Raw genomic sequence first — 20,294 nt, 5'->3', positions numbered from 1 at the left:
CTCATCCGGCCCTCGTGCCGAGCGGATTGATCGTCCACGACACCCAAAGGATCGCCGCCCCGACCAGCGCGAGCGCGAGCACGTCGAAGAGCCTGCCGCGCACCGCCAAAAGGCCCACCCGGTTCGTCGGCAGCGCGGCCCGGAAGACGGCCCCGGCGAGCACCGCCGCCCCGATCACCGCGCCGCCGCGCCGCCACCGGTCGAGCTCGATGAGCACCGCCGCCACCAGCAGCAAGAAGACGACCACGAGAAACGGCGCCTGGTTCAACAACAGCCGCAACCGCAGCGCCCTGCGCCGTCCGCTATCCCCTGCGCCGGGGACGGCCGGTTCCGACTTCAGCTCGGTCACGGCTGCCGCGTCCCCCGTTCGGCGAGCTCCACCACATTGGCGAGCAGCATGGCCCTGGTCAAAAGGCCCACCCCGCCCGGGTTCGGCGACACCGCTTTGGCCACCTCGCGCACATCCGGGCTCACGTCCCCGACCAGGCCGGCTTCGGTCCGGGTGAGGCCGACGTCGATGACCACCGCGCCAGGACGGACCATGTCCTTGGTGATGAACCCAGGAATACCCACTCCGGCGACCACCACGTCGGCGCGGCGCACATGCGCGGCGAGGTCGTTGGTCCTGCTGTGGCACACGGTCACCGTCGCGTTGTACGGCGGGCGGGAGAGCAGGATCGACAGCGGGCGCCCCACGGTCACCCCCCTGCCGACGATCACAACGTCGGCCCCGGCGAGCGGCACGCCCGACACGGCGAGCAGATGCACGATCCCCTTCGGCGTGCAGGCCTGCGGGGCGGGGATGCCCAGCGCCATCCTGCCGAGGCTTGTCGGGTGCAGCCCGTCCGCGTCCTTGTCGGGGTCGATGCGCTCCAACGCGGCGTTCTCGTCCAAGTGCCCGGGCAACGGCAGCTGCACGATGTAGCCGGTGCACGTCGGATCCTCGTTGAGCTCGTCGATCACCGAGGCGACTTGCTCGAACGTCGCGTCCGACGGAAGCTCGCGGGCGAGCGAGTTGATGCCGACCTGGGCGCAGTCTGCGTGCTTGCCCCGCACGTAGGAGTGGCTGCCGGGATCGTCGCCGACCAGGATGGTGCCAAGGCCGGGGACCACGCCCCGCTCGGCGAGGCCCGCGACACGTTTGGCCAGATCGTCCATGATCTGATCGCGGACAGATCGGACATCGAGCACAATCGCAGTCATGTCTCTAGTCTCTCAAACCTCCCCCGCCCGATGGACGGACAGGGGGGCCGCGTGTTCCGAGTGATGCTGTTCGAGCCTCGGATCGCAGGCAATACCGGCAGCATGATCCGTGTTTCCGCGGCCACCGGCTGCGAGCTGCATCTCGTGGAGCCGCTCGGTTTCGACCTCTCCGAGCCGAAGCTGCGGCGGGCTGGTCTGGACTACCACGACCTCGCGCACGTGGTCGTCCACCCGGACCTCGCCACGGCGCTGCGGGCGGTCCCCGGCGCTCGGGTCTTCGCCTTCACCACGTCCGGCTCGGCGCGCCACAGCGACATCGCCTACCAGGAGGGGGATGTGCTGCTGTTCGGCCCCGAGCCGACCGGCCTCCCCGAGGAGGTCGCGCGCCATCCCAGGGTCGCCGAGCGCCTGCGGATCCCCATGCTGGCGGGCAGGCGCTCGCTCAATCTCGCCAACGCCGCGACGCTCGCGGTCTACGAGGCGTGGCGCCAGCACGGCTTCGCGGGCAGCTCCTGACCGCTTCGGGCCTCCGCTAGCGGATCATCGCCCGCACCAGCGTGCGCTTGGCCTTGGTGAACGGCGGGTAGAGCAGCGGCAGGTCGGGCCAGGCCTTCACCTCGAACACCGCGCGCAAATGGCTGAACGTGCGGAACGCGAACTCGCCCTTGGCCGTCCCGTACCCGCTCGCGCCGACCCCGCCGAACGGCAGCATCGGCATGCCGAAATGGAACGCGGCGTAGTTGATCACCGCCGCCCCCGTGGTGGTCTGCGCGAGGATCTGCTGCTCCACCGCCTTGGAGGAGGTGAAGATGTTCACCGCGAGCGGATGGGGGCGTTCGCGCACGAACGCCGTCGCTTCGGCGAGGGAGCCGACTGGGACCACCGGGAGGATCGGGCCGAAGATCTCCTCTTGCATGAGCGGCGAGCCCGGATCTGGATCAACGACGACCGAGGGCTCGACCTGGAACGTCTCCAGGTCCACCTTGCCAGGAAGGACGCGGTCGCCGCCGCAGGAGTCCAAAAGGCGCGCGATGTGCTCCGCGTGCTTGCGGTTGATGACCCGCACGTCGCGCCCCGCGTCCGCCCGCTGCTTCTTGAACTCGGCGACCAGCTTGCGCACGAACTCGTCCGCCACCGGCTTCTCCACCAGCACGTAGTCCGGGGCGATGCACGTCTGGCCGACGTTGATGAGCTTGGTGGACACGATCCGTCGCACCGCCACGTCCAGGTTCGCGTCCCGCGCGACGATCGTCGGGCACTTCCCGCCGAGTTCGAGGGTCACCGGCGTGAGGTGCTCCGCCGCTGCCGCTGCGACGACTTTGCCGACCCGCCCGCTGCCGGTGAACATGATGTGGTCGAGCTTCTGCGCGATGAGCGCCTGCGTCTCGTCCGGCCCGCCTTCCACCACTCGGACCGCGTCTTTGTCGAGGTAGCGCGGGATGAGCTCCGCGAGCAGGCGCGCGGACGCGGGCGTCAGCTCGGACGGCTTGACGACCACCGCGTTGCCCGCCGCGAGCGCGCCGATGAGCGGGCCGAGCGACAGGTTGATCGGGTAGTTCCACGGGCCGACCACCATCACCACGCCAAGCGGCGAGGCCGCGTAGCGCCCCCTGCCCAGCGCCTTGAACGAAAGCGGGAGGCCGACCCTGACGGGTTTCACCCATTTGCGCAGATTCTTGCGCGCGAATTTACTCTCCATCGTGACCGCCTGGATCTCGACGAACCAGGTGTAGAACGCGTCCCTGCCCAAGTCTTTCTCGACGGCCTCCGCGATGGCCGTCTCGTTCTCCGCGAGCATCCGCTCGAGCGCTTCCAGCTGGCGCAGCCGCCAGCCGACGTCCTTGGTGCGCCCGGAGTCGAACGTGGCCCGGAGCCCGGCGACAACGCTGCGCGCCTCGGACTCGAAGATATTCGCTTGAGCCGCGTCCTCTTGGGCTTTGCCGTTCCTATGGACAGCCGCAGTAGTCATATCGTCCCTTTCACGCCGACGCACAATAAGTGATATTGCTCAATGGTTCATAACACAAATACAGCGTACGCCTCGTCCGAGGATGTGTCACGAGACGTGGGCGGGGGAAACGAAAGCGCCCGCCGAACCAAGGTTCGACGGGCGCTTTCGGCCAGAGCATGCCGGTCAGCGGTGGTGCTTGCCGCCTGCGGTGTCCAAAGTGTCGTTCAGCGTGCCGGTGCCTTTGTTCGGCCCCTGCCCCGTCACCGGGTGATCGCTGTTGTCGTGCTCCATGCCGTTGCGGCTGAAGTGCGTCTTTCCGCCCGGACGGGACGGGACCTGGTCCCCGGTCTTCGCGACCGGGGCGTCGTCATCGTCCTGATCGCTGTCCGAATTGTCGTGCGTGATGCCGTTGCGGGGCAAATGGGTGTTGCCGCCCGGACGGCCCGGAGTCTCCCCATCGTCCTCGTCCTCATCGTCCTCGTCGTCGGCGTCGTCCGCCGCGCGCTTCACGTCGGCCGTCGTCGCTTTCTGCCCGCCCTGGCCGGGGCCCACCAGCTGCTCGGCTCCGAGGTTGGAGCCCTGGCCGAGCACCTGGTCGTCGTTGCCGTAGTGGGCGGCAACCGGGGCTTCGTGCGCGGGCTCAGCCGCCGCCACGGCGGAGGAGAATCCGAGCGAGGTGGCGAAAGCGGAGGCGAACAGCGCGCTCGTGGCGATGGTCTTCATGGTTCTTGTCCTGTCGGCTCGTGTCGTCGGGTCGGTGCTTTCTCGACCTCGCGATCATTTTGTCATGCCGAAGCCCGAGAAGGGAAGGTCGCCATTAAACACCGAGGAAAACTGAGGCGCCGCCTCAAGAACCGGATCCGAGCACCCGACTTGACGCGTTCTGTACTATCGACATGTTCCGCCCTTCGGGCGGGCCGCGCGGGCGTAGCTCAATGGTAGAGCCTCAGTCTTCCAAACTGATTACGCGGGTTCGATTCCCGTCGCCCGCTCCGCAGGGCCCTCAGACGCTCGACAATCTCGCCGCTTTCCACCCGGAACGCGTCCGCCACCACCGTGGACCGCTCCTCCTCCTGTCCCAGCGAGTGGACCAGGGCCAAATCCGCGTCGGCGATCGCCCGCTTGACCACAACGTCCTCTGCGCCCCAGGTAGATCGCTATGGTGCGCGCAGGCCGCCGATCGGAGATCCTTGGAATAAAACATCGGATGATTGGGTTACATCCAGGGAAGCGAAAACCGCCGAAAGGCCGAGACTTGATCGACCGGACGACGAACCAAGAAAGGAAGACCGCCATGAAAACCCTCGCAGCCAGTGCCCTGATCGCGCTCTCCGGACTGTTCGGAGCTGCCTCCTACGCGGCGGCCGTCCCGGACAACGTGGTCCTCACCAACAACGACTCGGTCACCAACCAGGGCGCGAACCACGCGACCGGCACGATCCAGAACGTCGAAGGGACCGCGCTCGGAGGACGCTGAGCGTTCGGGCGCTAGGCCTTCTCGAACTCGCCCGTGCGCTCGTAATGCGCGAGCTGGTCGATCCGCCGCTGATGGCGCGGCTCGCCGGACCACTGGGCTCCGAGGAAGGCTTCGATGATCGCCAAAGCCTCTTCCTCGGTGTGCATGCGCCCGCCGATGCCGATGAGCTGCGCGTTGTTGTGCTCGCGGGCGAGCTGCGCGGTTTGCGTGCTCCAGGCGAGCGCGCAGCGCGCGCCTGGCACTTTGTTCGCCGCGATCTGCTCGCCGTTCCCGCTGCCGCCGAACACGATGCCGAGGCTGCCGGGGTCCGCGACCACTTGCCGGGCGGTGTCGACGCAGAAGACCGGGTAGTCGTCCTGCGGGTCGTACTCGTAGGCGCCGCAGTCGAAGACTTCGTAGCCTTTGTCGAGCAGGTGGCGTTTCACAACGCTTTTCAACTCAAAACCGGCGTGGTCGCCGCCGAGGTAAATACGCACAAGCCCAGTCTTGCAGACCGAAGAGCGCCGCCCGTGAGCGCCCCCGAAGACACACGTGAGCGCCCGCGAAGACACATCCGCCGCGAGTGGCTCGTCACAGGGAAAAATAAGCCTTCACTGCTAGGCTCCATGACGCTATGACGGACATCCCATACAGCGGCGGGGCGGGCCACCTTCCCTACCGCGCACAGCCACAGGCGTACCAGCACCCGCATGGACAGCACCAGAGCCCTCCGCAGCACGCCAAGTTCCAGATCCCCCGCCATCCCGGGGAAATCCCGTTGCTTGTCATCACCATACTGTTCGTGCTCGGCGTGGTGCTCTTGGTGCTCGCGCTCGCCGTGGCCACGTACGTGAACGTGCCCGACAAAGCGGTCGTGGTCCACGATCCGGCCCTCGGCAAAGACGTGCTCCAAATCGCCCACCCCAAGCTGATAGAACGGCTGACCGCAGTGCTGCCGTTCCTCCTCGTGATGCTCGCGCCCTTGCTCCTCCTCTTCGGCCGAGGCGTGCTCTGGGGCGTCCGCAGGGCGCAGGCCGTCGAGATCACCCCGACGCAGTTCCCCCAGGCCTATCAAATGGTGGTGGACGCGGCGCGGCACTACGGGCTCAAGAAAATCCCCGAAGCCTACGTGATGTCCGGCAGCGGCACGATCAACGCGAACGCCTCCGGCCACGGCTACCGGCGCTTTGTCACCGTCTACAGCGATCTGTTCGAGGTCGGCGGCGAGGCCCGCGACCCCGACGCGCTCGCTTTCGTGATCAGCCACGAGGTCGGGCACATCTCGGCGGGGCACACAAGCTACTGGCGGATGCTGGTCCTACAGCTCTCGCAATATTTCCCGCCGCTGCAAATGGCGCTCTCCCGGTCGCAGGAGTACACCGCCGACAACCACGGCTACTGCGTCCGCCCACAAGGCGCGATGGGGACGATGCGCCTGCTCGCCGGCGGCAAATATTTGAACCACCAGATCGACGTGGACGCGTACGCCGACCGGGCCGCGCGGGAGCGGGGGTTCTTCACGTGGTTCGTGAACTTCCTCGCCAGCCACCCGATCGGCACCTGGCGCGCCTGGGCGCTGCGGGACCGCTCCCGAGCAGGCAAGCTCTTCTTCGCGCCGAAATTCACGCCGGGGATCATCCCGCCGCGCTCGCCGCAGCCCGTGCCGCCGCCCGCCGGGGTCATCCCGTCCGTGCCGCTCGGCGGCCTGCCGTCCGCCACTGCCGCCGCGCCTTCGGAATCTGCGCCCGCGCAGCCGTCCCACGCGTTCGCCGCCCAGCCGGAGGCCGTCCAGCTCCACCGCCAATGGGCTCCCCAATCGTTCCCGACGATCGGCGGCGGCGCGACCCCGCCCGCCTAAAGGGCGAGCTGGGGGCCTTCGGTCCTGGTCCTCTTCAACTCGTAGAAATACGGGAAGCTCGCGAGCGCGACGGCTCCGTCCCACACCTTCCCCGCTTCCTCCCCTTTCGGGACGCGGGAGATGACCGGGCCGAAGAAAGCCGAGCCGTTGATGTGGATGGTCGGCGTCCCGACGTCGGGGCCGACCTTGTCCATGCCGGCGTGATGGCTGGCCCGGATGGCCTCGTCGTACGGCCCAGAGCCGAACGCCTCCGCCGTCGCCGCGTCGATCAGCTCGGCGGGCAGACCGACCTCCGCGAGCGCGGCAGGGATGAGCTCGCGCTGATCCGGGCGTTCCGCGTCCTCCGGCCGGGGCTGGTGGATGCGCGAGCCGATCGCGGTGTACAACGGGCTGACGATCTGCTCGCCGAACTTCTGCCGCGCGGCCTCGATCACTCGGACCGAAGCCAAAGTCTTCGGCATCAGCTCGCGGTAGAAGTCGGACAGCCCCTCGCGGCCCTCGTTGAGGACGTAGAGGCTCATGATGTGGAATTTCACCTCGACGTCGCGGACCTTCTCGACTTCGAGGATCCAGCGGGACGTGAGCCAACACCACGGACAGGCCGGGTCGAACCAAAACTCGATCAAATCTCTGTCGTTCTCCGCCACGGAGTCTCCTTAGTCGTTTTCTTCGGTTGCGCGGTAGCACACGGGCCGCTTTCATCCAACACCACCGCTGCCGTGCGCATTCCCGCCCGATCAGTAGTCTGTCAACCAAGGACCCGACGAACAGGAGACGACCGAACGTGGCGAAGGCGAACCTCACCCAAGCGCAGGCGCAGGAGCGCGCCGCATTGCTGGAAGTCGAGCACTACCGCATCGAGCTGGACCTGTCCGAGGGGAGCGAGACCACCTTCCTGTCGAAGACGACGGTGGTCTTCGCCGCCCGGACCCCTGGGGCCGGGACGTTCATCGAGCTGATCGCCGACGAGGTCCGGTCGGCGACGCTGAACGGGACCGCGTTGGACGTGGCCGCGTACTCGCAGGACAAAGGGCTCGCGCTGGCGAACCTCGCCGAGCGCAACGAGCTCGTCGTCGAAGCCGTGTGCCGGTACTCGCGCAGCGGGCAGGGCCTGCACCGCTTCGTCGACCCCGCCGACGACAGCGTGTACCTGTACACGCAGTTCGAGACCGCCGACGCGAAGCGCATGTTCGCCTGCTTCGACCAACCCGACCTCAAGGCCGTCTTCGAACTCGCGGTCAAAGCTCCGGCAGCCTGGGAAGTGGTCTCCAACGCCGAGATCGCGAGCGTCGCGCAAGACGGCGAGCTGCGGACCTTCGCGCCCACCAAGCGCATCTCCACCTACCTCGTCGCCCTCGTCGCCGGGCCGTACGCGAAATGGACGGACAGCTACGCGGACGAGCACGGGACGATCCCGCTGGGCCTGTACTGCCGCGCCTCGCTCGCCGAGTTCATGGACGTCGAGCGGGTCTTCGAGCAGACCAAGCAGGGCTTCGGCTTCTACCACCGCCACTTCGGCTTCCCGTATCCGTTCGGGAAATACGACCAGCTGTTCGTGCCGGAGTTCAACGCGGGCGCGATGGAGAACGCGGGCTGCGTCACCTTCACCGAGGAGTACGTGTTCCGGTCCAAGGTGACCCAGGCGACCTACGAGCGCCGCTGCGAGACGATCCTGCACGAGATGGCGCATATGTGGTTCGGCGACCTCGTCACGATGCGCTGGTGGGACGACCTGTGGCTCAACGAGTCCTTCGCCACGTTCGCCTCGGTGCTCTGCCAGGCGGAGGCCACCGAGTACACCGACGCGTGGACCACCTTCGCGTCCGCGGAGAAATCATGGGCGTACCGGCAGGACCAGCTCCCCTCGACGCACCCGATCGCCGCCGACATCCCCGACGTCGAGGCGGTGGAGGTGAACTTCGACGGGATCACCTACGCGAAGGGGGCGAGCGTGCTCAAGCAGCTCTTCGCCTACGTCGGACGCGAAGAGTTCCTCGCCGGCCTTCGCGAGTACTTCCAGACCCACGCCTACGGCAACGCCGAGTTCAAAGACCTCGTCGCCTCGTTGGAGCGCTCCAGCGGGCGCGATCTCTCCGACTGGGGCGGCCAATGGCTCAAGACCACGGGGATCAACCCGCTCGGCCCCTCGTTCGAGCTGGACGGCGAAGGCCGCTACGCCTCGTTCGCGGTCGAACAGGACGGAGCCGCCCCCGGAGCCGGCGAGACCCGCACCCACCGGCTCGCGGTCGGCGTCTACAGCGACGAGGACGGCAAGCTCGTGCGCTCCCGACGAGTCGAGCTCGACGTGGCGGGCCCGCGCACCGAGGTGGCCGAACTCGTCGGGGCCCCGGCGGGGAAGCTGGTGCTGGTGAACGACGACGACCTCACCTACTGCTCGTTGCGCCTGGACGCAGGCTCCCTCACGACGCTTCAGACGCGGATCGCGGACATCTCCGACTCGTTGCCCCGAGCGTTGGCCTGGTCGGCGGCGTGGGAGATGACGCGCGACGCCCGCATCAAGGCCCGCGACTTCCTGACCCTGGTCGAGCAGGGCGTCGCCTCGGAGACCGACGTCGGCGTGCAGTCCCGGCTGCTGATGCAGGCGCTGGTGGCGGTGAACTCCTACGCGGACCCCGCATGGGCCAAGGCCGAGGGCTACGCGCGGCTCGCGCAGTTGGCCTTGCGCTCCGCGCAAGGCGCCCCCGCCGGGTCGGACAGCCAGCTCGCTTTCGTGAACGCGCTCGCGTCCACCGTGCTGGGCGAGGAGGAGATCCGCACGGCACGCGTCCTTGTCGACCAGACCGACCCCGCCGCAGTGGGGCTGCCGGGCCTGGTCGTGGACACGGATTTGCGCTGGCGGCTGCTGATCGCGCTCGCCGCCGCGGGCGAAGTGGACGCGGACGGGACCGATTCGCCCCTGATCGACGCCGCGCAGGCGCAGGACAAGACCGCGAAGGGCGCGCAGCAGGCCGCGCAGGCGCGGGCCGCCCGGCCGCTCGCGGAGGTGAAAGCCCAGGTCTGGGATCGGATCCTGCACGAGGGCGAACTCGCCAACACCACCTTGCGCGCGTTGATCGCCGGATTCGCCTTCCCCGGCCAGCGGGAACTGCTCGAGCCGTACGCCGCGCGGTTCTTCGCCGAGATCCCCTCGGTGTGGGAGGAGCGCACCGGCGAGGTCGGGCGGACCATCGCCACGGGCCTGTACCCGTCGTGGTCGATCAGCGACGCGTCGGTCGGCCTCGCCGACGATTTCCTCGCCGCCCCGGACCTCTCCCCCGGACTGCGCCGGTTGGTCCGCGAGGGCCAGGACGGCGTGCGCCGGTCGCTTCGGGCGCGAAAATTCGACGCGCAAGCGTGAACAGGCACAGCGCCTTCCTCACGATGCGATGAGCCGGGGGCCGCTGAGGACGAGTTGGTCCTCAGCGGCCCCCGGCTTCAGTCGGCTCATTCCGATGACGAGTTCGGGGCATCCGACTATTAAATGTTACTTGGATCACTTTTTTTATTTTATTATGCTATAAATCATATACTCTCCTCACAAATCAGATTGTGCCGCACCTCACAAATATGTAGGCTCGAGACATCGGCGCTGAATATGATTCAAGCACTGAAAAGCAGATCACATTCTGGCCAATGGCTCACGGCCGCGCCGCGCGCCAGCACGTATGGAACCACCGCCCGCGGCAGCGGCCCGAGCACTTACATCGGAGCAGAGAATGACCACCCAGACAGCCCCCGGCCTCTACCCCAAAGTCCGCAGGATCAGATTTCCGTTCGGCGAGCCGCAGCCGATAAAGCGGCACTTCGCCGATGGCGGCGATATCGCGCACAGCCACCTGCTGGCGTTCTTCTCGTTCATCTTCCCGCCCGGTGAGGAATTCTTCATCCGCTCCGTGCGCCGCTACAGCGACCAGATCGCCGACCCCGTGCTGAAGAAACGCGTCGCGGGATTCATCGGCCAAGAGGCCGTCCACGGGCAGCAGCACCGGGAGCTCAACGACAAGCTGGTCGAGCTGGGCTACCGTTACCGCGAGACTATCGAGAAAGTCGGCTCCGCCGCAAAAGCCGGGGAGCAGCTCCTGGAGGCGAAATACCCGTTCAAACGCCTGCGGCTGCTGTGGCTCACGGCCCTCGCCGCGACGGCTGCGGGCGAGCACTACACGGCGGTTTTGGCCACCCGGCTTTTCACCCGGCCCGAGATCCAGGCCATGGCGACGGACACCGAAGTCTTCAACCTTCTGCACTGGCACGCGTACGAGGAGCTGGAGCACAAATCCGTCGCCTTCGACGTCTACCGCGCCGTCGGCGGCCCGGAATGGCTCCGCATCGCAGTCATGCAAGTAGTGTCGGCCGCCGCAGTCCCGATGTGCGCCTTGGCGATTTGGTTCGGCGTCCTCACCAGCGACCCTTACGGGCGGCGCCACCTGCTGCGCGTCTTCAAGGAGGGGATCGCGCTGCTTCGCGGGCCGATCGCCGGAGGTCTGCGCAAAGAGGCCAAACCCTACCTGCGCCGAGGCTTCCACCCCGACCATATCGACACCGCCCCGCTGCTCGAAGAGTGGAGCGCCAAACTCTTCGGCGACAAGGGCAAGCTCGCCGGCCATCTCTACTGATTTCCCCACAATTCCGCGAGCCGCATTAGGCTGGACGGCATGACCGAGATCAACCGTCGCAATCTGCTGCTCGGCGGCGCTGCCGCCGCAGGCGTGGCAGCCGCCGGGCTCGGCGGCTTCGAGCTGCTGCGCAAATCGTCCCCCGGCGACTCCGCCGCGCGAGGCGGGAACAAGCCCAACATCCTGGTCGTGATACTCGACCAGCTGCGCGCCCCGCAATGGTTCCCCGAGCAGGCCCAGCTTGACGTCCTCCTGCCCCATATCGCGAAGCTGCGCAAGGCCAGCGTCTCGTTCGACCGGCATTACACCGCGTCCAACATGTGCACGCCGTCCCGAGGCGTCATGACCACGGGGCTGTACTCCCACCAGACGGGCTGCTTCTATACCTTCGGCGGACCGAACCAGGGCGCCCTCGTCGGGGACTCGAACCATCCGATCACCGACGAGTCCACGCTTTCGCCGAAATTCCCGACCTGGGGCTCCCTGCTCCGCGATCAGGGCTACCGGACGTGGTGGTGGGGCAAATGGCACCTGGGGGCCGACTCCGACGCCAGACCAGGGGCGTTGGAGGAGTACGGCTTCTCCGGCGGCACGTATCCGTCGCCGAACGGAGCCCCGCACCAAGGGCTCGACCGGGACGGCTCCATCGTCGACCAATTCGCCGAATGGTTCGAAGCCGAAGCGGGCAAAGGCCCGTGGTGCACCACAGTCTCCTTGGTCAACCCGCACGACATCTGCTACTGGCCGAAATGGCAGGAGCCGAAAGGCGTGCCGCAGCGGTTCACGGCCCCGGCTCCGAACTTTGAGACTCCCGACGACCTCGAAGCCAACGGCAAACCCACGCTGCAACGCGACTACCAGCAATTCATGCAGATGATGCAAGGCCCGATGCCTGCGCGAGGAGATGAGGCGCGGCAAGCGTGGGCACGGCAGCTCGACGTCTACCTATGGCTGCAACAGCAGGTGGACGAACAAGTCGGCAGGGTCCTCGCGAAACTCGAGAGCCGCCCCGACATCGACCGGGGCACCGTCGTCGTGTTCACCGCCGACCACGGGGAGTACGGCGGATCGCACGGCCTCGGCGGCAAAGGGGCCGCCGCCTATGACGAAGCGATCCACGTCCCCCTCTACATCCGCGACCCCAGCGGGCGCCTCACGCCGAAACCCGGCGACACCCGCGACCATTTCACTAGCAGCGTCGACCTCGCTCCCCTGCTCGTGACGATCGGCGCGGGCGGGGACCAATGGCGCGGCGACCCGCGCTACGCCCACCTGAAAGACCGGGCGAATATCGCAGCCATCGCCCGCGACCCCAAGGCCAAAGGCCGCCCGTGGGTCGCCCACGCCACCGACGACCTCAATATCGAAGAACTCGGGGTCGCACTGCCGACCGCCGCGCCGGGGCACATCCTGGCCGTAAGGACCAGAGCCGCCAAACTCGCCGTGTACTCGGAATGGCGCGCGGGCACGATGGAAGCCGATCCGGACGCTCCGCACGAGCGCGAGTACTACGACTATTCGACCGACCAAGGCCGCCACGAGCTCGTCAACCACGCGGGCAAGAACATCCCGGGCGAGCACGAGCTCTACGCCCTGCTCGAACACGAAGTCACCCCGGAAGTCAACGCCCCGCTGCCCGACCCCCTCGCCGCCGCCCGCGAAGAAGGCCTGGCGAATATGCGCGCCATCCGAGCCGCCCGGAAGAAGACCGTTCAGAAGATGGCGGGCCAGGGCGGCAACTAAGCCGCCCCGGCCGAGGCCCCTTCGTCGTTAGTTGATCGTGGAGAGATGATGCCGCCGTTGACGTAGACGGTCTGCGCCGTGATCCAACGAGGTTCCGGCAGGACGAGGAAACGCGCCAAGGGCACGACGTCGTCGCCCTTGCCGATCTGGCCGTTGATGCTCATCGACTGCAGCCAGGCGATGTTGCCGTCGGTCTCTGCCGGGTAGAAGAAACTGGTCTGCAGTGGACCAGGAGCAACGAAACAGCTCACAATAGGAATTGAGGATTCCGCAAATTATATTTGTGAAACCATGGCTCGCAATCGGACGGAAACGTCCTCAACGGTCGTCGTGGGCGACGACCAGCACTTCGGCGGGCGTTTCGCCGACCGAGCGCAGCCGGTGCGGGACGGCGGCGTCGAAGTACACGCAATCGCCGACGTCTAGCGACTCGACCTTGCCGGGCAGCTCCAGCTCGACTCGTCCTTTGTGGACGAAGAGGAACTCTTGGCCGGAATGCTCCCGCATCGAGCCGTCGCCGAATTCCGCCGATGGGACCACGACGAACGGCGACATGCGCTTGCCGAGCATCGACGTGGCCAGCGCGTAGTACGTGCCCCCGTGGTCCGGCCTCGCCGTCGTCCGATCCGCCGCCCGGACGACGCAGACCAGCTCGTCGCCGCTCTCCGGGTCGAAGAGGCGGGCGACGTCGACGCCGAGCGCGCCCGCGATCTTCAGCGCCACCGCGATCGACGGCGTGCTCAGTCCGCGTTCGACTTTCGACAAGTAGCTCTTGGTGAGCCCCGTCCGCTCGGCCAGCTCCTCGAGCGTCATTCGCTGCTGATGGCGCGCGGCGCGCAACAAGACCGGCATCGCGGGTTCGGCCCCTTTCTGTCGCCCCTCATCGTAGCTGGGACACCCCCGGAGAAAAAATGACACTTTGTGTCCTATACTGTTCTCAAGTGTCATATCAATCGAAGGAGCAGCGCCATGGCCGACACGATGAACGACTCGAAAACGGACCTGATGGCGAGGGCGGAGGCCCGAATGGCCGAGACGTTCGGCGAGTCCGAACTCAGCGTCCGACAGAAAGTCGCCCTCACCTGCCGCGTGCTCTTCGACCATGGGCACGACTCCGGGCTCGCCGGTCAGATCACCGCCCGCGCCGAAGCGCCGGGGACCTACTACACCCAACGCCTCGGGCTCGGCTTCGACGAGATCACCGAGGAGAACCTGCTCCTGGTCGACGAGGACCTCAACGTCCTCGAGGGCAGCGGCATGGCCAACCCGGCCAACCGGTTCCACAGCTGGATCTACCGGGCGCGCCCCGACGCGCAGTGCATCGTGCACACCCACCCGTTCCACGTGGCGGCGCTGTCGATGCTGGAGATCCCGCTGGTCGTCTCGCAGATGGACCTCGCGCCCTTCTACGACGACTGCGCGTTCCTCCCCGACTGGCCCGGAGTGCCCGTCGGCAACGAGGAGGGTGCGATCATCTCGGCCGCGCTCGGGGACAAGAAAGCCATCCTGCTCGCCCATCACGGCCACGTGATCGCCGGGGCGAGCGTCGAGGAGGCCTGCTCGCTCGCGGTCTTGATCGAGCGCGCCGCCCGGCTCCAACTGGCCGCCATGGCCGCGGGGCCGATCGCCCCGCTCCCCGACCGGCTCGCCCGCGAGGCGCACGACTGGACGCTGACCCCCAAACGCAGCGCGGCCAACTTCGCCTATTACGCGAGGCAGGCCGCGCGCAAACACCCCGACGTCTTCCGGCGCTGAGCGCCCGAGGCCCCGCACGAGCAACACCCACCAGAACGGAGTGCAACACCATGGACAACGCCATCGAGGGAATCATCGCTTATCCCGTCACCCCTTTCCGCCCGGCAGGGGGGAGTCGATCGGGATCGGCTCGCCTCGCTCGTCGACCAGCTCGTCGGCGACGGCGCGCACGCCATCGCGCCGCTCGGCAGCACCGGCGAGGCCGCTTACCTCTCGCAGGACGAGTGGGAAGCCGTCGTGGACGTCACCGTCGCGGCGGTCGCGGGGCGGACACCGGTTGTCGTCGGAGCCTCGGACCTCACCACGGCGGGGGCAGTGCGGCGCGCCCGGCGCGCGCGCGAGGCCGGAGCCCAGGCCGTCATGGTCGTGCCAGTCTCCTATTGGAAACTGAGCGACCGCGAGGTTTTCGCCCATTTCCAAGCGATCAGCGACTCTGCGGACATCCCGATCATGGCCTACAACAACCCAGCCACCAGCGGGATCGACATGTCCCCCGAGCTGCTGGTCGCGATGGCGGAGCGGATCGAGAACGTCCGCATGGTCAAAGAGTCCACCGGCGACATCCATCGGATGCTCCGCATCAAGGAGCTCTCCGGCGGCTCGCTCCCCTTCTTCAACGGCAGTAACCCGCTGGTCCTCGACGCGCTGACCGCCGGGGCGGCCGGATGGTGCACCGCAACGCCCTGTCTGCGTCCCCGCCTCTGCCTGCAGATCTACGAGGCGGTGCGCGCGGGCGAGACCGAGCGGGCGCAGACGGCCTACCGGCTCCTCAAACCGCTCCTGGATTTCGTCGTGAGCCAAGGGCTGCCCACCACGATCAAGGCGGGGCTCGACCTGCTCGGGCAGAGCGCGGGCGTGCCGCGCCGACCGCTGCTCCCCCTCGACAAGGAGCGGACCGAGGTCTTGCGCGGCCTGCTCGAAACGGTCGTCTAGACCCCGGCGCGCCGACGGTGCCGCCGGGCGGCGGCGACCATGTTGCGCAGCGAGGGCTGCAACTGCCAATAGTGGCGGGTCTTCAAGCCGCCGTCCGGGTTCACCCACAACCGGTCGAAGTCCACGAGCTTGAGCGCCTCGGTGATCCGCTCGTCCAACTCGTCGATATCGGGGATGCGCGCCGAACGGCTCTCGTACACCCCTGGGCCAACGTCGCGGGTCAACCCCCCGTTGCGCAGCTGCTGGAGCACCCACGAGATCGAACGGGTCGCGACCAGCGCCGTGACGTCGCAGTCCATCTGCTCGAACGCCTCGACCACCAAGCCGAGGCTGGAGTACTCCAAGTGGGTGTGGATCTGCGTCGTCGGCTTCGCGCCGCCGGTGGCGAGGCGGAACGCGCACACCGCCCAGTCCAAGTACTTGCGCCGCCCTTGCGCGCGCAGCGGCAAGAGTTCGCGGATCGCGGGCTCGTCCACCTGGATGATGCCGATGCCGGCGTCCTCCAAATCGGCGATCTCGTCGCGCACCGCGAGGGCGATCTGGTCGGCGATCTGCTGGTGGGGCAGGTCCTCGCGGACGAACGAGCGGGCCAGCATCGTCACCGGACCGGTGAGGATGCCTTTGACCGGCTTCGCCGTGAACGACTGCGCGTAGGCGATCCACTCCACCGTCATCGGCTTGGGGCGGGACACGTCGCCGTGGATGATCGGCGGACGCGTCGAGCGCGTGCCGTACACCTGGACCCAGCCGTGGCGGGTGGTCGCGAAGCCCTCCATCAGCTCGGCGAAGTACTGGATCATGTCGTTGCGCTCGACTTCGCCGTGCACCAGCACGTCCAGGCCGATGTCCTCTTGCAGCCGGATGATCCGCTCGATCTCGTCGCGCACCTGCTTGAGGTAGTCCTCCCAGGACAGGCGGCCCTCGCCGAGCTCGTAGCGGGCCCGGCGGATCTCCGGGGTCTGCGGGAAGGAGCCGAGCGTGGTGGTCGGCACCTTCGGCAGGTTGAACCGCTCCTCCTGCAGCTTCCTGCGCTCCTCGTACGGCAGCCGACGGCGGTCCGCGTCGGTCACCGAGGCGACCCGGTCGCGGACCTGCTGGTTCACCTGCGGCTTCGCGGGCGTGGTCTTGCTCCAGCTCGCCGGGGCCCCTTCGCGCAGCGCCTTCGTGAGCGCGACGACCTCGCCGACCTTCTGCTTCGCGAAGGAGAGCCGCCCGTCGAGCACTTCCGGCAAATCGTACTCGGCGAGCACGTCGTAGGGCACATGCAGCAGAGTCGTCGAGGTCGAGACCACGATATCGGGGACGACGTTCTTCAGCTCGGTCAGATACCCAAGGGTGGCGAGCCGGTCGTTGCGCCAGACGTTGCGCCCCGACACCACGCCCGCGTAGAGGCGCTTTCGGCGCAATCCGGGCAGCGCGGCAAGCTCCTCCGGCGGGATCGGCGCGGCCACCAGGTCCAGGCTGATCGCCTCGATGTTCGAGGCTGCGAGGACCGGCAGCGCGTCGCCGAGGTGGCCGTACTGGCCGGTGACGAGGATCCTCGGCCGGGCCGCGAGGCTGGGGGCCGCAAGCTTGCCGTACGCCTCGCCGAGCAGTTCGAGCTCGAAATCGGCGCGCTCGGAGGTGAACGCCGGCTCGTCGAACTGCACGCACTTCGCGCCTTGTTTCGCGAGGCGCTCCAAGAGGTCGAGATAGGCGGGGACGAGGTCGGGCAGGCGGTCGACGGGACGGAAGTCGGCCGGAGCCTCCGGAGCGCGTTTGGACAAGAGCAGCAGCGACACCGGCCCGAGGACGACCGGGCGCAGCTCGACGCCTTGCGCCTTCGCCCGCGCGTGCTCCGCCAGCAGCTCGTCGGCGTAGGACGAGACCGCGAAGACGGTGTCCTCGCCGATCTCGGGCTGGCGGTAGTGGTAGTTGGTGCCGAAGAGCTTGACCAGCTCCAACGGCGGGAAGTCGGGGCGGCCCCGACACATCGCGAAATAGAAATCGAGGTCGTCGAGGTCGTCGCGCAGCGGCACGTACCTCGGGCTGACCGCCCCGAAGATCAGCGCCGAGTCCAGGATGTGGTCGTAGAAAGAGAACGTGTTGCCGGGCACCTGCTCCAGGCCCATGGCAGCGAGTTCCTGCCAGGTGCTGTCGCGCAGTTTCAGGCCGACGGCTCTGAGCTCCTCCTGCGAGACCGGCCCGTGGAAGTATCCCTCCAGTGCCCGCTTGAGCTCGCGGCGCGGCCCGATCCTCGGATATCCGAGGATGCTCGACCCGTACTCCGTCTCAACCTGCGCAGACATCATGGCGCTTCAGCGGTCGCCCGATGTGTACTGGTAGAAGCCGTGGCCGACCTTCTTGCCGAGCCTGCCCGCCTCGACCATGCGCAGCAGCAGCGGCGGCGGCGAGTACAGCGACTGCTTGAACTCCGCGTACATGGAATCCGCGATCGCCTTCGTGGTGTCGAGCCCGATCAGATCGGTCAGCTTCAGCGGTCCCATCGGGTGCGCGCAGCCGAGCACCATCGTCTTGTCGATGTCCTCCACGGTCGCGAAGCCCGACTCCACCATGCGGATCGCGGAGAGCAGGTACGGCACCAGGAGGGCGTTGGCGATGAAGCCCGCGCGGTCGGCGGAGCGGACCACCTGCTTGCCGAGCACGTCGCGGGCGAACACCTCGGCCCGCTCCGAGACCTCGGGGGAAGTCATCAGAGTGGTCACGAGCTCGACCAGAGGGAGCACCGGGACCGGGTTGAAGAAGTGCATGCCGAGCACTCGGTTGGACTGCTTGGCGGCCATGCCCAACTTCATGATCGGGATCGAGGAGGTGTTCGAGGCGATGACGGCGTTCGGATCGGTGACCACGGCGTCGAGCTCCGCGAAGATCTCCGTCTTGACCTTCTCGTCCTCGAGGACCGCTTCGACCACGAGCTGGCGGTCGGCGAAGTCGCCAAGGTCGGAGGTGAAGCGCAACCGCCATGCGGCCTGCTCCCGCTCGCGCTCGGTCACCTTGCCGCTCGACACCCCCCGGTCGAGTGAGCGCAGAATACGGGCCCGGCCAGCGGCGAGCAGCTCCCGCGTCGGCTCGTAGACCAACACGTCCGTGTGCGCCCTCGCGCACACTTCCGCGATCCCGGCTCCCATCTGCCCGGCGCCGATGATCCCAACTCGAGAGATGCTCTCGCTCGTCAAAATATGCTCCTCAAGGTCGAGGTTTTTCTGCGCTTACGAGCCTACCCCGATGCCCCTGGCAGAACGCCAGGGGCATCGGGGTAGCGGCTTAGCGCCGGTTTAGTGGAACTGGCCCTCTTCGGTGGAGCCCTTCAGGGCAGTGGTCGAAGAGGTCGGGTCGACCGTGGTCGCGACCAGGTCGAAGTAGCCCGCGCCAACCTCGCGCTGGTGCTTGGTGGAGGTGTAGCCCTGGCCTTCCGAGGCGAACTCCTGCTCCTGCAGCTCGACGTAGGCCGTCATATCGCCCTCGGTGTAGCCCTTCGCCAAGTGGAAGGCGCTGTAGTTGAGGGCGTGGAAGCCCGCGAGGGTGATGAACTGGAACTTGAAGCCCATCGCGCCGAGTTCGCGCTGGAACTTGGCGATGGTGGAGTCGTCCAGGTGCTGCTTCCAGTTGAAGGACGGGGAGCAGTTGTACGCCAGGAGCTGGTCCGGGTACTCCTTCTTGACGCCCTCGGCGAAGGTGCGGGCGAGCTCGAGGTCGGGCTTGCCGGTCTCCATCCAGATCAGGTCGGAGTACGGCGCGTAGGCGATCGCACGGGCGATGCAGGGCTCGACGCCGTTCTTCAGGTAGTAGTAGCCCTCGGCGGACCGCTCGCCGGTGACGAACGGCTGGTCGCGCTCGTCGACGTCGCTCGTGATGAGGGTCGCGGCCTCGGCGTCGGTGCGGGCGATGACGACGGTCGGGACGTTCGAGACGTCGGCGGCCAGACGCGCGGAGGTCAGGGTGCGGATGTGCTGCTGGGTCGGCAGGAGCACCTTGCCGCCGAGGTGGCCGCACTTCTTCTCCGAGGCGAGCTGGTCCTCCCAGTGGGTGCCGGCGGCTCCGGCGGCGATGAAGGCCTTCTGCAGCTCGAACACGTTGAGGGCGCCGCCGAAGCCGGCCTCGCCGTCCGCGACGATCGGCGCGAGCCAGTTCTCGACGGACTTCTTGCCCTCTTGGCGGTCGATCTGGTCGGCGCGGATCAGGGCGTTGTTGATGCGGCGCACGAGGTTCGGAGCCGAGTTGGCCGGGTAGAGGCTCTGGTCCGGGTAGGTGTGCCCGGAGAGGTTCGCGTCACCGGCGACCTGCCAGCCGGAGAGGTAGATGGCCTTCAGGCCGCCCTTGATGTACTGCACGGCCTGGTTGCCGGAGAGCGCTCCGAGCGAGTGGACGTAGTCCTCGTTGTGGATGAGGTTCCACAGGGTCTCCGCGCCTCGGCGGGCGAGGGTGTACTCCTCGATGACGCTGCCCTGCAGCGCGCTCACCTGCTCCGCAGTGTAGGTGCGAGTGATGCCCTTCCAACGAGGGTTGGTGTCCCAGTCCTTCTGAATCGCTTCAGCGGTGGGCGGCGTGCCGGTCGTGCTGATGTTGGCGCCCATGATGCCTCCTTGGCTAACGGTTGAGGGGTGGAGCCTGCCATGGCTTTGACGGAGATTTTACACCGCTTCCGCTCTGGCGGGATTCAGCATGCCACGACCATTGATGCAGGTCAAGTCACCAACTACTGCAAAGCCCAGCTACGTTTTCCGGTCAATTTTGCTAATCTTGCCAATCTGCCTATGCGAAATTTACCGGAGAATCCGTAAA

18 protein-coding genes, 1 tRNA gene and 2 pseudogenes are annotated in these 20,294 nt (G+C 67.3%); 10 read left to right on the top strand and 11 right to left on the bottom strand.

Features of this window, described 5'->3' with window-relative positions; all coding sequences use genetic code 11:
- Window position 1: 1 nt before the first annotated feature.
- The gene (locus HMPREF9336_RS08510; RefSeq protein ID WP_007470908.1) at window positions 2–349 is read right to left on the bottom strand and encodes a DUF3017 domain-containing protein; all 348 of its coding nucleotides are present in this window, start codon (window positions 347–349) and stop codon (window positions 2–4) included.
- Window positions 346–1,203, bottom strand: coding sequence for a bifunctional methylenetetrahydrofolate dehydrogenase/methenyltetrahydrofolate cyclohydrolase (locus HMPREF9336_RS08505; RefSeq protein ID WP_007470906.1), 858 nt, complete (start codon window positions 1,201–1,203; stop codon window positions 346–348). The genes HMPREF9336_RS08510 and HMPREF9336_RS08505 overlap by 4 nt, the downstream gene beginning before the upstream one ends.
- A 51-nt stretch (window positions 1,204–1,254) precedes the next feature.
- On the opposite strand from HMPREF9336_RS08505, the gene HMPREF9336_RS08500 reads away from it, so the two are divergent.
- The gene (locus HMPREF9336_RS08500) at window positions 1,255–1,719 is read left to right on the top strand and encodes a tRNA (cytidine(34)-2'-O)-methyltransferase (protein ID WP_007470905.1); all 465 of its coding nucleotides are present in this window, start codon (window positions 1,255–1,257) and stop codon (window positions 1,717–1,719) included.
- Between the two features lie 16 nt (window positions 1,720–1,735).
- On the opposite strand, the gene HMPREF9336_RS08495 is transcribed toward HMPREF9336_RS08500, so the two are convergent.
- Both HMPREF9336_RS08495 and HMPREF9336_RS08490 read right to left on the bottom strand, forming a co-directional pair.
- The gene (locus HMPREF9336_RS08495; RefSeq protein WP_007470903.1) at window positions 1,736–3,172 is read right to left on the bottom strand and encodes an aldehyde dehydrogenase family protein; all 1,437 of its coding nucleotides are present in this window, start codon (window positions 3,170–3,172) and stop codon (window positions 1,736–1,738) included.
- A 165-nt stretch (window positions 3,173–3,337) separates the two neighbouring features.
- Window positions 3,338–3,877 carry a hypothetical protein gene (locus HMPREF9336_RS08490; RefSeq protein ID WP_007470901.1) on the bottom strand — a complete coding sequence of 180 codons (540 nt, stop codon included), beginning with the start codon at window positions 3,875–3,877 and terminating at the stop codon, window positions 3,338–3,340.
- A gap of 198 nt (window positions 3,878–4,075) precedes the next feature.
- On the opposite strand from HMPREF9336_RS08490, the gene HMPREF9336_RS08485 reads away from it, so the two are divergent.
- Both HMPREF9336_RS08485 and HMPREF9336_RS08480 read left to right on the top strand, forming a co-directional pair.
- Window positions 4,076–4,146: transfer RNA gene (locus HMPREF9336_RS08485), tRNA-Gly, on the top strand.
- A gap of 302 nt (window positions 4,147–4,448) precedes the next feature.
- The gene (locus HMPREF9336_RS08480; protein ID WP_007470898.1) at window positions 4,449–4,631 is read left to right on the top strand and encodes a hypothetical protein; all 183 of its coding nucleotides are present in this window, start codon (window positions 4,449–4,451) and stop codon (window positions 4,629–4,631) included.
- 11 nt (window positions 4,632–4,642) lie between these two features.
- Here HMPREF9336_RS08480 and HMPREF9336_RS08475 read toward each other — a convergent pair whose 3' ends face one another.
- Entirely contained in the window at window positions 4,643–5,107 is a 465-nt protein-coding gene (locus HMPREF9336_RS08475; RefSeq protein ID WP_007470896.1) for a ribose-5-phosphate isomerase, read from the bottom strand.
- A 137-nt stretch (window positions 5,108–5,244) separates the two neighbouring features.
- On the opposite strand from HMPREF9336_RS08475, the gene HMPREF9336_RS08470 reads away from it, so the two are divergent.
- Window positions 5,245–6,468 carry a M48 family metallopeptidase gene (locus tag HMPREF9336_RS08470; protein WP_021030366.1) on the top strand — a complete coding sequence of 408 codons (1,224 nt, stop codon included), beginning with the start codon at window positions 5,245–5,247 and terminating at the stop codon, window positions 6,466–6,468.
- Here the strand turns inward: HMPREF9336_RS08470 and HMPREF9336_RS08465 are convergent.
- Window positions 6,465–7,115: a mycothiol-dependent nitroreductase Rv2466c family protein gene (locus tag HMPREF9336_RS08465; protein ID WP_007470892.1), complete on the bottom strand. Its 651-nt coding sequence runs from the start codon at window positions 7,113–7,115 to the stop codon at window positions 6,465–6,467. The two genes, HMPREF9336_RS08470 and HMPREF9336_RS08465, sit on opposite strands and share 4 nt — an antisense overlap.
- A 137-nt stretch (window positions 7,116–7,252) precedes the next feature.
- Here HMPREF9336_RS08465 and pepN point away from each other — a divergent pair, with 137 nt between their 5' ends.
- From pepN to HMPREF9336_RS08450, 3 genes are all read left to right on the top strand, one after another.
- Entirely contained in the window at window positions 7,253–9,826 is a 2,574-nt protein-coding gene (gene pepN / locus HMPREF9336_RS08460) for an aminopeptidase N (RefSeq protein WP_007470890.1), read from the top strand.
- A 358-nt stretch (window positions 9,827–10,184) separates the two neighbouring features.
- On the top strand, window positions 10,185–11,081 hold the full coding sequence (locus HMPREF9336_RS08455) for a metal-dependent hydrolase (protein ID WP_007470888.1): 897 nt from the start codon (window positions 10,185–10,187) through the stop codon (window positions 11,079–11,081).
- Between the two features lie 39 nt (window positions 11,082–11,120).
- Window positions 11,121–12,824, top strand: coding sequence for a sulfatase-like hydrolase/transferase (locus HMPREF9336_RS08450; RefSeq protein ID WP_007470886.1), 1,704 nt, complete (start codon window positions 11,121–11,123; stop codon window positions 12,822–12,824).
- On the opposite strand, the pseudogene HMPREF9336_RS08445 reads toward HMPREF9336_RS08450, so the two are convergent.
- Both HMPREF9336_RS08445 and HMPREF9336_RS08440 read right to left on the bottom strand, forming a co-directional pair.
- Window positions 12,821–13,063: pseudogene (locus HMPREF9336_RS08445) on the bottom strand (hypothetical protein); the annotation flags it as partial. The gene HMPREF9336_RS08450 and the pseudogene HMPREF9336_RS08445 overlap by 4 nt on opposite strands.
- Before the next feature lie 79 nt (window positions 13,064–13,142).
- Entirely contained in the window at window positions 13,143–13,676 is a 534-nt protein-coding gene (locus HMPREF9336_RS08440) for a helix-turn-helix domain-containing protein (RefSeq protein WP_007470883.1), read from the bottom strand.
- A 117-nt stretch (window positions 13,677–13,793) separates the two neighbouring features.
- Between HMPREF9336_RS08440 and HMPREF9336_RS08435 the strand changes: the two genes are divergently transcribed.
- Both HMPREF9336_RS08435 and HMPREF9336_RS08430 read left to right on the top strand, forming a co-directional pair.
- A complete protein-coding gene (locus tag HMPREF9336_RS08435; protein WP_007470881.1) occupies window positions 13,794–14,579 on the top strand; it encodes an aldolase in 786 nt (261 codons plus the stop codon).
- 50 nt (window positions 14,580–14,629) lie between these two features.
- Window positions 14,630–15,512: pseudogene (locus HMPREF9336_RS08430) on the top strand (dihydrodipicolinate synthase family protein).
- On the opposite strand, the gene metE reads toward HMPREF9336_RS08430, so the two are convergent.
- The 3 genes from metE to aceA form a co-directional block, all read right to left on the bottom strand.
- Window positions 15,509–17,803, bottom strand: coding sequence for a 5-methyltetrahydropteroyltriglutamate--homocysteine S-methyltransferase (gene metE, locus HMPREF9336_RS08425; protein ID WP_007470876.1), 2,295 nt, complete (start codon window positions 17,801–17,803; stop codon window positions 15,509–15,511). The pseudogene HMPREF9336_RS08430 and the gene metE sit on opposite strands and share 4 nt — an antisense overlap.
- 6 nt (window positions 17,804–17,809) lie before the next feature.
- Window positions 17,810–18,688 (bottom strand): 3-hydroxybutyryl-CoA dehydrogenase, encoded by an 879-nt coding sequence (locus tag HMPREF9336_RS08420; RefSeq protein WP_007470875.1) that lies wholly within the window; start codon window positions 18,686–18,688, stop codon window positions 17,810–17,812.
- A gap of 99 nt (window positions 18,689–18,787) precedes the next feature.
- Entirely contained in the window at window positions 18,788–20,074 is a 1,287-nt protein-coding gene (gene aceA, locus HMPREF9336_RS08415; protein ID WP_040585298.1) for an isocitrate lyase, read from the bottom strand.
- Between the two features lie 51 nt (window positions 20,075–20,125).
- Here aceA and HMPREF9336_RS18425 point away from each other — a divergent pair, with 51 nt between their 5' ends.
- Entirely contained in the window at window positions 20,126–20,293 is a 168-nt protein-coding gene (locus HMPREF9336_RS18425; protein ID WP_156920326.1) for a hypothetical protein, read from the top strand.
- The last annotated feature ends 1 nt before the right edge of the window (window position 20,294 follow it).

The sequence above is a fragment of the Segniliparus rugosus ATCC BAA-974 genome, from assembly GCF_000185725.2.
GTDB classification, from domain to species: Bacteria; Actinomycetota; Actinomycetes; order Mycobacteriales; family Mycobacteriaceae; genus Segniliparus; species Segniliparus rugosus.
Note: the sequence above shows the minus strand (reverse complement) of the source record. Positions and strands in the feature narration are given on the sequence as shown.

What these genes read in the sequence shown, in the direction of transcription:
- HMPREF9336_RS08505 (WP_007470906.1), bottom strand. Translation starts at nt 1,203, where the DNA reads ATGACTGCGATTGTGCTCGATGTCCGATCTGTCCGCGATCAGATCATG.
- HMPREF9336_RS08495 (WP_007470903.1), bottom strand. Translation starts at nt 3,172, where the DNA reads ATGACTACTGCGGCTGTCCATAGGAACGGCAAAGCCCAAGAGGACGCG.
- HMPREF9336_RS08490 (WP_007470901.1), bottom strand. Translation starts at nt 3,877, where the DNA reads ATGAAGACCATCGCCACGAGCGCGCTGTTCGCCTCCGCTTTCGCCACC.
- HMPREF9336_RS08480 (WP_007470898.1), top strand. Translation starts at nt 4,449, where the DNA reads ATGAAAACCCTCGCAGCCAGTGCCCTGATCGCGCTCTCCGGACTGTTC.
- HMPREF9336_RS08470 (WP_021030366.1), top strand. Translation starts at nt 5,245, where the DNA reads ATGACGGACATCCCATACAGCGGCGGGGCGGGCCACCTTCCCTACCGC.
- HMPREF9336_RS08455 (WP_007470888.1), top strand. Translation starts at nt 10,185, where the DNA reads ATGACCACCCAGACAGCCCCCGGCCTCTACCCCAAAGTCCGCAGGATC.
- HMPREF9336_RS08450 (WP_007470886.1), top strand. Translation starts at nt 11,121, where the DNA reads ATGACCGAGATCAACCGTCGCAATCTGCTGCTCGGCGGCGCTGCCGCC.
- HMPREF9336_RS08440 (WP_007470883.1), bottom strand. Translation starts at nt 13,676, where the DNA reads ATGCCGGTCTTGTTGCGCGCCGCGCGCCATCAGCAGCGAATGACGCTC.
- HMPREF9336_RS08435 (WP_007470881.1), top strand. Translation starts at nt 13,794, where the DNA reads ATGGCCGACACGATGAACGACTCGAAAACGGACCTGATGGCGAGGGCG.
- metE (WP_007470876.1), bottom strand. Translation starts at nt 17,803, where the DNA reads ATGATGTCTGCGCAGGTTGAGACGGAGTACGGGTCGAGCATCCTCGGA.
- HMPREF9336_RS18425 (WP_156920326.1), top strand. Translation starts at nt 20,126, where the DNA reads ATGGCTTTGACGGAGATTTTACACCGCTTCCGCTCTGGCGGGATTCAG.